Origin of the sequence: Bacillus sp. H1a (assembly GCF_000633475.1) — a bacterium.
In the GTDB taxonomy this organism is placed as follows: Bacteria; Bacillota; Bacilli; order Bacillales; family Bacillaceae_G; genus Bacillus_A; species Bacillus_A paramycoides.
The window spans coordinates 18,449-30,847 of record NZ_AYMH01000001.1; the positions used below are offsets into that span (position 1 = coordinate 18,449).

Here is a 12,399-nt window from a genome sequence, read left to right on the forward strand (position 1 = left end):
ATCTTATTACTTATAGATGGTTTGCTTTTTTTAATGCAGATAATTTTTGGTCAGTTTCTTTTATGCTTTGTGCAATTACATCAGCCATTTTCATAACTAAACTTAGTCTTGTATTTTGAAGTACGAAAAATTCCATGAAACCATTTAAATTTACGATGCCATGTATATGCAAATCACCAATGGCAGGTAATTTCTTATTCATCGCTGCTCCAGGTTTACTAGGACCCTTTCCGGTAGTGATCGAACCGATACTTTGAGATTTTCCTAAACATGCATCAACAGCGATAATAAAAGAAGTCGGATTATCTTTCTGTATATTCTGAATTCTCTCTTCTAAATTTAGCGCATGCATTGGTTCATCTAGTGTGCCGAACACTTGGAAGTTTTTGATTTCTACTTGTTCCAGTTTAGTACCAACTAATGGACCAAGTGCATCACCAGTGGAACGGTCTGTTCCGATACAAACGAGAATGAGTGGCATATTAGTCTTAATGGGAATATGAGAAAGTAAGAAATTACTGATTACCTCAGAGGCTTCTAAGTCCTGATGCATAACATTTTGAGTTTCTTTTTCAAAAAAAGGTAAGCGAAAACTTCTAATATTCATGAAGCACCCATCCTTTTAATAAATTTTCACAATATGTTATATAGTAAGTGAAATGGAAAATTATAAGTGCATGCTTTTTACAAACTGTGAATGAAAATGGAAATAATAGTACTAGTATATATATTTTTGTTCCATTTTATACCTAGATGTAAGCGAACAGATGTAATTAAAATCATAAATTTTTTTCAGAAATAAGTAAGACTTCTGATACAATAATAAGGATAACTAAAAAGAAATTTTTGCTGGAGAGGTAGAGGAGTATGGATTTAGCAATAAAATGGTTCGAGTCCGTAGATTGGACGAATATAGGAGTGAAATCACTTAAAATAATCGTTATTTTAATACTTGGTGCAATCGTTGTTCGTATTGCAAGGGCAATTGTACGAAATGCATTTCGTATGGGAAGTCGTTCGCCGATTCAAATTTCAGAACGTCGTACAGTTACGGTAGCGAAGTTGCTTGAAAATATTGTGGCATATGTTGTTATGTTCATTATGTTAATTGCAATTTTAGGTGTGTTTAATATTAATGCGTCAGGTCTATTAGCCGGTGCTGGGGTAATTGGTTTAGCGGTCGGTTTTGGTGCACAGAGTTTAGTTAAAGATGTTATTACAGGATTATTTATTTTGTTAGAAGATCAATTTTCAGTAGGTGATTATGTAAGAATAGGCCAATTTGAAGGAACAGTTTTGGAAATAGGACTACGTACAACGAAGATGAAAAGCTGGACAGGTGAAATTCATATTTTGCCAAATGGCAGTATTGTACAAGTAACGAACTTTTCCGTTAGTAATAGTGTAGCGTTTGTTGATGTATCTATTTCTTATGAAGGTGATATAGTACGAGCAGAGCAAGTTATTGAAGATTTATTAGTGGAATTACCAGAAAAATATGAGAAGATGGTAACAACACCTCAATTGTTAGGTGTTCAAACATTGGCAGCATCTGAAGTTGTGTTACGTGTTATTGCTGAAGTAGAGCCGATGCAGCATGCAAGTATTGCGAGGGCCCTTCGCAAAGAGATTAAAAATCGCCTTGATTTACATGGGATTGAAATTCCATACCCACGTATGGTTTTATATAGTCGTGAAGAATTAGTTAGTGAAAAAGCAAATTAGTAGTAGGAGGGGTTTGGAGAATGGAGCAAAAGCAATATAACTTGTACGATGTTGTGGAAATGAAGAAAGCCCATCCATGTGGTGAAAATCGCTGGAAGATTATTCGTATGGGAATGGATATCCGCATTAAGTGCGAGGGATGTGACCATTCGGTAATGATTCCTCGAAGAGAGTTTGACCGTAAGGTGAAAAAAATACTTGTGAAGCATGAAGAATAGTGAAAAAGCAACAGCTGCAGTAGACAGCCGTTGCTTTTTTTCATTTGGTGGAAACTTGTCATTTTTTTCGTTACTATCTATAATGATGAAAGATTGAGACATAGGAGTGAAAAATATGGGATTAACGGCTGGGATTGTTGGATTACCTAACGTAGGAAAGTCCACTTTATTTAATGCAATTACACAAGCAGGAGCAGAATCTGCGAACTATCCATTCTGTACAATTGATCCAAACGTAGGGATTGTAGAAGTACCAGATGAGCGTTTAAATAAATTAACGGAATTAGTAGAACCGAAAAAAACTGTTCCGACTGTATTCGAATTTACTGATATTGCAGGTATCGTAAAAGGTGCGAGTAAAGGTGAAGGATTAGGAAATAAATTCTTATCTCACATTCGTCAAGTAGATGCAATTTGCCAAGTTGTTCGTTGTTTTGAAGATGAAAATATTACGCACGTTTCAGGAAAAGTAGATCCAATTGACGATATTGAAACAATCAACTTAGAGTTAATCTTAGCGGATTTAGAATCTGTTGATAAACGTATCGAACGAGTTGCGAAGTTAGCAAGACAAAAAGATAAAGAAGCTGTATATGAGCATGAAATTTTAGTTCGTTTAAAAGAAGCTTTTGAAGAGGGAAAACCAGCTCGTACTGTTGAATTTACAGAAGAGCAAATGAAGATTGTTAAAGGCCTTCATTTGCTTACAACGAAAGAAATGCTATACGTAGCAAACGTAAGTGAAGATGATATTATGGATCCTTCTGAAAATAAATATGTACAAATGGTAAAAGAATTTGCAGCAAATGAAAATTCACAAGTAATTGTTGTATGTGCAAAAATTGAATCAGAAATTGCTGAGTTAGATGAGGAAGAGAAAAAAGTATTCCTTGAAGAACTAGGCATTGAAGAATCTGGTTTAGATCAATTAATTCGTGCTGCATATGACTTATTAGGACTTGCTACTTACTTCACAGCTGGTGTGCAAGAAGTGCGTGCATGGACGTTTAAACAAGGTATGAAAGCACCACAATGTGCAGGTGTTATTCATACGGACTTTGAGCGTGGATTTATTCGTGCAGAAACAGTTTCTTATGATGATTTAATGACAAACGGTTCTATGACAGCTGCAAAAGAAGCCGGTAAAGTACGTCTAGAAGGAAAAGAGTATATCGTAAAAGACGGAGATGTTATGCACTTCCGCTTTAACGTGTAATAAAGATATTTCCTAGGAAAAATAAAGATATGAACTTGGCAAATATATTATATGTTTGCCAAGTTTTTATTTAGCGGTTAGTTGATTCATCTAACTTACTATGATATAATCTAAACTCGTGAGTAATTACTATATAATTAATTGCTCCTTGCCCATTATGGGCCGTTTAGACCAAAAGGAGGTGAAAGTGTAATGAGAAAGTACGAAATTATGTACATCATTCGTCCTGGCGTTGAAGAAGAAGCTCAAAAAGCTTTAGTTGAACGTTTTGCAGGTGTTTTAACAAACAATGGTGCAGAAATCATTAACACAAAAGAGTGGGGTAAGCGTCGTTTAGCTTACGAAATCAACGACTTACGTGAAGGTTTCTACATGATCTTAAACGTGAACTCTAACGCAGAAGCGATTAACGAATTCGACCGTTTAGCTAAGATCAACGAAGACATCCTTCGTCATATCGTTGTTAAAGAAGAAGAAAAATAATTGATATATAAGGGAGAGTGGTTCGATTGATGAATCGTGTTATCCTCGTTGGTCGTTTAACTAAGGACCCTGACTTACGTTACACGCCCAATGGTGTTGCAGTAGCTACTTTTACGTTAGCTGTGAATCGCGCATTTGCGAATCAACAAGGTGAGCGTGAAGCTGACTTTATTAATTGTGTAATATGGCGTAAACAAGCAGAAAACGTGGCAAATTATTTGAAAAAAGGTAGCTTAGCAGGCGTAGATGGACGTCTTCAAACTCGTAATTACGATGGACAAGACGGCAAACGTGTATACGTAACAGAAGTTCTTGCGGAGAGCGTACAATTTTTAGAGCCGCGTAATGGCGGTGGGGAGCAACGTGGTTCATTTAATCAGCAACCATCAGGAGCTGGTTTCGGTAACCAAGGCTCTAACCCATTTGGTCAATCTAGTAATCCGGGCAACTCAGGTAACACTGGTAACTCTGGATTTACAAAGAATGACGATCCATTTTCAAATGTAGGTCAACCGATCGACATTTCCGACGACGATTTACCATTCTAAATGGTATAAATCTGTTAGTTTTAACAAAGAATGGAGGGGAATAGACATGGCAGGACGCAAAGGTGGACGTGCGAAACGTCGTAAGGTGTGTTTCTTCACATCTAACGGCATCACTCGCATCGATTATAAAGATGTTGATTTATTAAAACGTTTCGTTTCTGAGCGTGGTAAAATTTTACCTCGTCGTGTAACAGGAACAAGCGCAAAATACCAACGCAAACTTACAGTTGCAATTAAACGTGCTCGTCAAATGGCACTTTTACCATATGTTGGTGAATAATAGCGTATGAAATGCACAGTAGAGTCGAACTCTACTGTGCATTTTGCTATGCTTTTCTTTTTTGAAAGAGAGGTTAGATGATGAAAAGTACGAGATTTATTACTGAGGGTGCAGCATTATTAGCTATATATGCGATTTTATTGCTTATATCTATGTATGTTCCAATTTTAGGTGCAGTTGTAACGTTTGCGCTGCCGTTACCATTTATATTATTAACAGTAAGGTATAAACTATCTAATGTACTCGTGATTTTTGTAGCGGCACTTTTTATTACAGTTGTTGTAAGTCAACCGATTAGTCTTATCAAGACGGTCATGTTTGGGTTAATAGGTGTTGTATTAGGATACATGTATAAAAAAGGAAAAAAACCAGTGGAGATATTGATAGCTGGAACACTTGCATATTTAATTGGTATTATGCTCATTTATGTTGGAAGTATAAAATTTTTCAACATAGATTTAATGAAGCAAATGCAAAATATGTTTAGTGAAAGTATGGCGCAAAGTGAAAAGATAGTAAGTGCTGCTGGTATGCCGATTAGTAAAGAACAAAAAGAGTTATTAGGACAATTTAATGATATGTTACAAACGCTATTTCCAAGTTTACTTGTAATGGTTTCATTATGTTTCTCGTGGATTACAGTTATGATATCAGGTAGTGTTTTGAGAAAATTAAAGTATGATATTACAGCTTGGCCTAAGTTTAAAGATATACAATTACCAAAGAGTATTGTTTGGTATTACGTCATATTTATTTTGCTATCAACTTTCATGAAAGTTGAACCAACATCATATTTACATATGGTATTTTCTAATCTATATGTAATCTTTGCTATGCTACTCGTATTCCAAGGATTAACATTTATCGCCTTTGTAGCGCATAGAAAAGGTTTTACGAAAGGGGTTCCTATTATTAGTTTTATTGTATGTATGTTTATTCCAATGCTGTTTCCTCTCGTGACAATCTTAGGTATAATTGATTTAGGGATTTCATTGCGTTCTAAAATGGAATGAAAAATGGAGGATAAAATAGTATTATTTATACTGTTTTAAGGTGTTTAATCTGTTTAACTAACTAGAAGTTGAGTTAGTTTTACTTTATAGGAGTTGTATACATGCCTGAATTTTATAAGAAACAGTGGTTTTTATATCCTGTTTACGTATTGGCATTTTTTGTGTTTGTGCTAATTTCGATTCTCTGTTATTTTCATTTAATTGTGGGAATGGCCGCCTTTTTTATTTTTTGTATCGTTCTTTTTTTAGTTATACGGTTTGAACTTACCTGTCAAAGGAACTTTGAAAAACATACGACAGATATGATTACAAGGGTAAAAAAAGTAAGCAATGAAGCATTCAACCAAATGCCTATTGGTATTTTGTTATACAATAAGGACTATGGGATTGATTGGGCAAATCCTTATTTATCTTCATGTTTAGGGCAACATGCACTAGCTGGGTGGCATCTGTACGATGTATCAGAAACATTACTCCTTTTTATTAAGGGAGAGACTTCCGATGATATAGTATCTTTAAATAATCGAAAGTTTCGTGTGTTTGTAAGGAAAGAAGAAAAACTAATTTATTTCTTTGATGTAACTGAGCAAACAGAAATTGAAAAGATGTATGAGGATCAGCGTACTGTTTTAGCTGTTATTTATTTAGATAACTATGATGAGGTTACACAAGGGTTAGATGATCAATTACGCACGAATATAACAAGTCTTGTGACATCACGCCTAAATGAATGGGCTGTTAAGTATGGTGCGTATTTAAAACGTGCATCTTCAGAAAGATTCTTCGTTGTACTAAATGAAAGTATTTTGGCGCAAATGGAGAAAGGGAAATTTAGTATTTTGGATCAGGTGCGTGAAGAAACGTCAAAAAGGAATATACCACTTACATTAAGCGTTGGTGTTGGATCGGGTGATTTACCTTTATCGGAGCTTGGAGCGATGGCCCAATCTGGCTTAGACCTTGCGCTGGGCCGGGGTGGAGATCAAGTAGCTATTAAACAAGCAACGGGTAAAGTTAAATTTTACGGTGGTAAGACGAATCCGGTCGAAAAGCGTACTCGTGTACGTGCTAGAGTCATTTCGCACGCATTAAAGGATTTAGTATTAGAAAGTAGCAATGTCATTATAATGGGGCATAGGGCTCCTGATATGGATGCAATTGGTGCTGCAATTGGTATTTTAAAGGTAGCTCAATTAAATGAGCGCAAAGGATATATTGTATTGGACGAAAATGATTCCGATAAGGGAATCAAGCGATTAATGGATAAGGTGAAACAAAATGAAGAGTTATGGTCTCATTTTATTTCACCAGGGCAAGCGATGGAATTTGCGAATGATGATTCATTGCTTGTTGTTGTTGATACGCATAAGCCTTCAATGATGATGGAAGAAAAACTGCTACATAAAATTGAAAATGTAGTTGTTATTGATCACCATCGCCGGGGAGAAGAGTTTATTGAAGATCCATTGCTTGTTTACATGGAACCATACGCTTCTTCAACGGCCGAACTTGTTACTGAATTACTTGAGTATCAGCCGAAAAATTTAAAAATGACAATGTTAGAAGCAACGGCATTGTTAGCGGGTATTATTGTTGATACGAAAAGTTTTACATTCCGTACCGGTGCTCGTACATTTGATGCGGCTTCTTATTTACGTTCGCACGGTGCAGACACGGTACTTGTACAAGAACTGTTAAAAGAAGATATGGGTCAGTATTTACGAGTTGCAAAAGCTATAAAAAATGCGTACATTTATAAAAATGGAATTGCGATTGCTAAAGTTGACGGTGATGAATATTATCACCAAGTACTTATTGCACAATCAGCAGACACGTTATTGACAATGACGGGTATTATTGCATCGTTTGTTATTGCGAAGCGTGGAGAAAATTTCATTGGAATTAGCGGTAGATCTTTAGGTGAAGTGAATGTACAGCTAATTATGGAGAATTTAGGCGGTGGCGGGCATTTAACGAATGCGGCCACACAGATGAAAAATGTTACGGTAGATGAAGCTGAGGAGAAGCTTCGATTTGTTATTGATGACTATTTACAGGGAGGCACACAATCATGAAAGTAATTTTTCTAAAAGACGTAAAAGGTAAAGGGAAAAAAGGAGAAGTAAAAAACGTACCAGATGGTTATGCAAATAACTTCTTACTAAAACAAGGGTTAGCTGCCGAAGCGACAAACAGCAGTATGAAAACTTTAGAAGCTCAAAAGCGTAAAGAGGAAAAAGACGCAGCAGCAGAGGTTGAGAATGCAAAAGAGTTGAAAGAAACTTTAGAGAAATTAACTGTAGAATTAAAGGCGAAATCTGGAGAAGGTGGCCGTTTATTTGGTTCTATTACAAGCAAACAAATCGTAGATGCAATGCAAAAATCGCATAAAATTAAACTTGATAAACGTAAATTTGAAATGGACGATGCAATCCGTGCATTAGGCTATACAAATGTAACAGTGAAATTGCATCCGCAAGTAACAGCAACAGTAAAAGTTCATGTTATTGAACAATAAAAATAAATTAAGCAAGGAGGATTGCGTATGAGTGATGTACTTGCTGATCGTACCCCTCCGCATAATATAGAGGCTGAGCAGGCGGTTTTAGGGGCCATATTAATTGATCAAGATGCGTTAACGTCAGCATCAGAGCTATTGGTACCTGATTCATTCTATCGAACGAAACATCAAAAGATTTTTGAAGTTATGCTTGGATTGTCTGATAAGGGAGAACCGATTGACTTAGTAATGATGACATCAGCAATGGCTGATCAAGGATTACTAGAAGAGGTTGGTGGAGTTTCTTACTTAGCAGAGTTGGCAGAAGTTGTTCCAACTGCCGCTAACGTAGAATATTACGCACGCATCATTGCTGAAAAGGCGCTTTTACGTCGTTTAATTCGAACAGCGACTCATATTGTATCGGATGGATACGAGAGAGAAGATGACGTGGACGGCCTTTTAAATGAGGCTGAGAAAAAAATATTAGAAGTATCTCATCAAACGAACGCAAAAGCATTCCAAAATATTAAAGATGTTCTTGTAGATGCTTATGATAAAATTGAACTTTTGCATAATCAAAAAGGTGAAGTTACCGGGATACCAACTGGGTTTACCGAATTAGATAAGATGACAGCTGGTTTCCAACGAAATGATTTAATCATCGTGGCAGCACGTCCATCAGTAGGGAAAACGGCATTTTCATTAAATATCGCACAAAATGTAGCGACGAAAACTGATGAAAATGTAGCGATTTTTAGTTTGGAGATGGGTGCGGATCAGCTTGTTATGCGTATGCTTTGTGCGGAAGGAAATATTGATGCACAAAGACTTCGTACCGGTTCATTAACTTCTGATGATTGGGCGAAATTAACAATGGCGATGGGTAGCCTTTCAAATGCCGGTATATATATTGATGATACACCAGGGATTAAGGTGAATGAAATTCGAGCAAAATGTCGTAGATTAAAACAAGAACAAGGTCTTGGTATGGTTTTAATTGACTACTTACAGCTTATTCAAGGAAGCGGGAAATCGGGCGAGAACCGTCAGCAGGAAGTATCTGAGATTTCGCGTACGTTAAAAGGAATTGCGCGTGAATTACAAGTACCTGTTATTGCTCTTTCACAGCTATCTCGTGGTGTTGAATCTCGTCAAGATAAGCGCCCGATGATGTCTGATATTCGTGAATCAGGAAGTATCGAGCAGGATGCTGATATTGTAGCCTTCCTATATCGTGAAGATTACTATGATCGAGAAACAGAAAATAAAAATACCATTGAAATCATTATTGCAAAGCAACGTAACGGTCCAGTAGGCTCAGTAGAGCTTGCATTCGTTAAAGAGTTTAATAAGTTCGTTAACTTAGAACGTCGCTTTGATGATGGACATGCGCCGCCCGCATAAAGGCAGTATAAAAAAGAAACACATTTCTTATAATAAGATGTGTTTCTTTTTTTTTATATGAAAGATAGGGCTTTCATAAGATGAATATGTAATTCTTACGAACGAAAACGTTTTTCGATAAAAAAATGTTCGCTTTTTGGTTGACTTCTCTTTCTGTTTTGGTACAATTATATTGTTTGAAAAGTTCGTTTGAAAATTGCGGAGGTGCTTTAATAATGTCTTCAGTAGTAGTTGTAGGAACACAATGGGGCGATGAAGGAAAAGGTAAAATTACTGACTTTCTTTCTGAGCATGCGGAAGTAGTTGCAAGATATCAAGGTGGAAATAACGCAGGACACACAATTGTTTTCGGCGGAGTTAAATATAAATTACACTTAATTCCATCTGGTATTTTCTATAAAGAGAAAATTTGTGTAATCGGAAACGGCTTAGTAGTAGATCCAAAAGCATTACTTGAAGAATTAAAATACTTACACGATCGTGGTGTAAGTACTGATAATTTACGTGTTAGTAACCGTGCGCACGTTATTTTACCTTACCACTTAAAACAAGATGAGTTAGAAGAAGCAAGTAAAGGTGATAATAAGATCGGTACAACGAAAAAAGGTATCGGTCCTGCATATATGGATAAAGCTGCTCGTATTGGTATCCGTATGGCTGATCTTTTAGACCGTGAAGCATTTAAAGAAAAGCTTGAGCGCAATTTAGTAGAGAAAAATCGTTTATTTGAAAAAATGTACGATACAGAAGGTTTCAGTGTAGAAGAAATCTTTGAAGAGTACTTCGAATACGGACAACAAATCGCACAATATGTATGCGATACATCTGTTGTATTAAATGATGCACTAGATAACAATCACCGTGTATTATTTGAAGGTGCACAAGGTGTTATGCTTGATATTGACCACGGTACGTACCCATTCGTTACATCTTCTAACCCAATTGCTGGTGGTGTAACAGTTGGAACTGGAGTTGGTCCTGCGAAAGTTACGCGCGTTGTAGGTGTATGTAAAGCATATACAAGCCGTGTAGGTGATGGCCCGTTCCCTACTGAGCTTCATGATGAAATTGGTCATCAAATTCGTGAAGTTGGTCGTGAGTATGGAACAACAACTGGTCGTCCGCGCCGCGTAGGCTGGTTCGATAGCGTTGTTGTAAGACATGCACGTCGTGTTAGTGGTTTAACAGATCTATCATTAAATTCTATCGACGTTCTAACAGGTATTCCAACTCTTAAAATTTGTGTTGCTTACAAATACAATGGCGAAGTTATCGATGAAGTTCCAGCAAACTTAAACATTTTAGCGAAATGTGAGCCTGTATACGAAGAGCTTCCAGGTTGGACAGAAGATATTACTGGTGTAAGATCATTAGACGAGCTTCCTGAAAATGCACGAAAATACGTAGAGCGTGTTTCTGAGTTAACAGGAATTCAATTATCTATGTTCTCAGTTGGACCGGATCGTAACCAAACAAATATCGTTCGTAACGTATACGAAGCTTAATTGATATTTTTTAGAAAAAACTCATGCCTGCATGAGTTTTTTCTTATCTTTTATAAAAAAATAAAAAAAGGTATTGCAAAAACAAAAGATAATATGTTATGATACATTTTGTCGTCACGAAAATATGACGTTGGTGAGTATGAGCCATTAGCTCAGTTGGTAGAGCATCTGACTTTTAATCAGAGGGTCGAAGGTTCGAATCCTTCATGGCTCACCATTTTATTTTTCGTGGCCCGTTGGTCAAGTGGTTAAGACACCGCCCTTTCACGGCGGTAACACGGGTTCGAATCCCGTACGGGTCATGTTTTTTTTATGTTCATTTTTGGTCCCGTGGTGTAGTGGTTAACATGCCTGCCTGTCACGCAGGAGATCGCCGGTTCGACCCCGGTCGGGACCGCCACTTTTGTTTATACCACCATTAGTGGTTTTATATATAGTTTTGGCTCGGTAGCTCAGTCGGTAGAGCAGAGGACTGAAAATCCTCGTGTCGGCGGTTCGATTCCGTCCCGAGCCACTCTCAGGATATTAAGTGGGCCCACTTAATATCCTTTTTATTTATGTAATTTTACAAAATTGAGTAGTTATTTTAAAATAGAATGAGGAGCCTCTAGCAGTTGAAGCTAGAGGTTTTTCTATAGATCGTATAGGATTCCGTGTAAAAGTGGATCATACATGAGTCTATGAGAATAGAGGAGAAAATACTTAAACAAAGGGTGCGGTCATATAGGGACATACTATATAAACGTCAGTGTGTTTAAGGATTATTGACCATATTTTTATAAGGAGGAAATAGACGATGATGGGAAAGAAAATTTTAGTAGTTGATGATGAAAAGCCGATTGCAGATATTTTAAAGTTTAACCTAGAAAAAGAAGGTTTTGAAATTGTAATGGCGCATGATGGTGATGAGGCAATTGAGAAAGCAAATGAAGAACAGCCAGATATGGTTTTATTAGATATTATGTTACCGGGAAAAGATGGCTTAGAGGTATGCCGTGAAATACGTAAAAGCTCAGAAATGCCAATTATTATGCTTACAGCAAAAGACTCTGAAATTGATAAAGTATTAGGGCTTGAGCTTGGAGCGGATGATTATGTAACGAAGCCATTTAGCACGAGGGAGTTGCTTGCTCGTGTGAAAGCGAATTTACGTCGCCATCAGCAGGGCGGTGCTGCAGAAAAAGAAGAAAATACTGAAATGGTTATTGGACCAATCGTTATTAATCCGAATGCTTATAGTGTGACGAAGCGTGAAGAAAGCATTGAGCTTACACATCGTGAATTTGAATTACTACATTATTTAGCGAAGCATCTAGGACAAGTTATGACACGTGAACATTTATTGCAAACAGTTTGGGGTTATGATTATTTTGGAGATGTACGTACAGTGGACGTAACAGTACGTCGTTTACGTGAAAAAATTGAAGATAATCCAAGTCATCCTACTTTAATTGTAACTAGACGTGGAGTAGGGTATTACTTGCGTGACCCAGAGCAGGAATAG

13 protein-coding genes and 4 tRNA genes are annotated in these 12,399 nt (G+C 36.9%); 16 read left to right on the forward strand and 1 reads right to left on the reverse strand.

The window, feature by feature from the left end; all coding sequences use genetic code 11:
* Positions 1-10: 10 nt before the first annotated feature.
* Positions 11-607, reverse strand: a complete 597-nt coding sequence (gene yyaC / locus U860_RS0100085; RefSeq protein WP_025146940.1) for a spore protease YyaC — start codon at positions 605-607, stop codon at positions 11-13.
* Between the two features lie 260 nt (positions 608-867).
* Here yyaC and U860_RS0100090 point away from each other — a divergent pair, with 260 nt between their 5' ends.
* From U860_RS0100090 to walR, 16 genes are all read left to right on the forward strand, one after another.
* Positions 868-1,725: a mechanosensitive ion channel family protein gene (locus U860_RS0100090; protein ID WP_025146941.1), complete on the forward strand. Its 858-nt coding sequence runs from the start codon at positions 868-870 to the stop codon at positions 1,723-1,725.
* 20 nt (positions 1,726-1,745) lie between these two features.
* On the forward strand, positions 1,746-1,943 hold the full coding sequence (locus tag U860_RS0100095; protein ID WP_000436051.1) for a DUF951 domain-containing protein: 198 nt from the start codon (positions 1,746-1,748) through the stop codon (positions 1,941-1,943).
* Between the two features lie 115 nt (positions 1,944-2,058).
* Positions 2,059-3,159 carry a redox-regulated ATPase YchF gene (gene ychF / locus U860_RS0100100; protein WP_000524664.1) on the forward strand — a complete coding sequence of 367 codons (1,101 nt, stop codon included), beginning with the start codon at positions 2,059-2,061 and terminating at the stop codon, positions 3,157-3,159.
* Positions 3,160-3,351: 192 nt separating this feature from the next.
* Positions 3,352-3,642, forward strand: coding sequence for a 30S ribosomal protein S6 (gene rpsF, locus U860_RS0100105; protein WP_001233781.1), 291 nt, complete (start codon positions 3,352-3,354; stop codon positions 3,640-3,642).
* Between the two features lie 26 nt (positions 3,643-3,668).
* Complete coding sequence (gene ssb, locus U860_RS0100110) at positions 3,669-4,190, forward strand: single-stranded DNA-binding protein (RefSeq protein ID WP_002174505.1); 522 nt, start codon at positions 3,669-3,671, stop codon at positions 4,188-4,190.
* A 46-nt stretch (positions 4,191-4,236) separates the two neighbouring features.
* Positions 4,237-4,470: a 30S ribosomal protein S18 gene (gene rpsR / locus U860_RS0100115; protein ID WP_000918874.1), complete on the forward strand. Its 234-nt coding sequence runs from the start codon at positions 4,237-4,239 to the stop codon at positions 4,468-4,470.
* A gap of 77 nt (positions 4,471-4,547) precedes the next feature.
* Positions 4,548-5,483 carry a YybS family protein gene (locus U860_RS0100120; RefSeq protein ID WP_025146942.1) on the forward strand — a complete coding sequence of 312 codons (936 nt, stop codon included), beginning with the start codon at positions 4,548-4,550 and terminating at the stop codon, positions 5,481-5,483.
* A gap of 101 nt (positions 5,484-5,584) precedes the next feature.
* Positions 5,585-7,558: a DHH family phosphoesterase gene (locus U860_RS0100125; RefSeq protein ID WP_025146943.1), complete on the forward strand. Its 1,974-nt coding sequence runs from the start codon at positions 5,585-5,587 to the stop codon at positions 7,556-7,558.
* Positions 7,555-8,001 (forward strand): 50S ribosomal protein L9, encoded by a 447-nt coding sequence (gene rplI, locus U860_RS0100130; RefSeq protein ID WP_002174502.1) that lies wholly within the window; start codon positions 7,555-7,557, stop codon positions 7,999-8,001. The genes U860_RS0100125 and rplI overlap by 4 nt, the downstream gene beginning before the upstream one ends.
* Positions 8,002-8,028: 27 nt before the next feature.
* A complete protein-coding gene (gene dnaB, locus U860_RS0100135; RefSeq protein ID WP_002174501.1) occupies positions 8,029-9,390 on the forward strand; it encodes a replicative DNA helicase in 1,362 nt (453 codons plus the stop codon).
* Between the two features lie 215 nt (positions 9,391-9,605).
* Positions 9,606-10,895, forward strand: coding sequence for an adenylosuccinate synthase (locus U860_RS0100140; protein WP_025146944.1), 1,290 nt, complete (start codon positions 9,606-9,608; stop codon positions 10,893-10,895).
* A gap of 141 nt (positions 10,896-11,036) precedes the next feature.
* Positions 11,037-11,112 (forward strand) — tRNA-Lys (locus U860_RS0100145).
* 13 nt (positions 11,113-11,125) lie between these two features.
* A tRNA-Glu gene (locus tag U860_RS0100150) sits at positions 11,126-11,197 on the forward strand.
* Positions 11,198-11,219: 22 nt separating this feature from the next.
* Positions 11,220-11,295: transfer RNA gene (locus tag U860_RS0100155), tRNA-Asp, on the forward strand.
* Between the two features lie 41 nt (positions 11,296-11,336).
* A tRNA-Phe gene (locus tag U860_RS0100160) sits at positions 11,337-11,409 on the forward strand.
* A 282-nt stretch (positions 11,410-11,691) separates the two neighbouring features.
* Positions 11,692-12,399 carry a cell wall metabolism DNA-binding response regulator WalR gene (gene walR, locus U860_RS0100165; RefSeq protein WP_002174499.1) on the forward strand — a complete coding sequence of 236 codons (708 nt, stop codon included), beginning with the start codon at positions 11,692-11,694 and terminating at the stop codon, positions 12,397-12,399.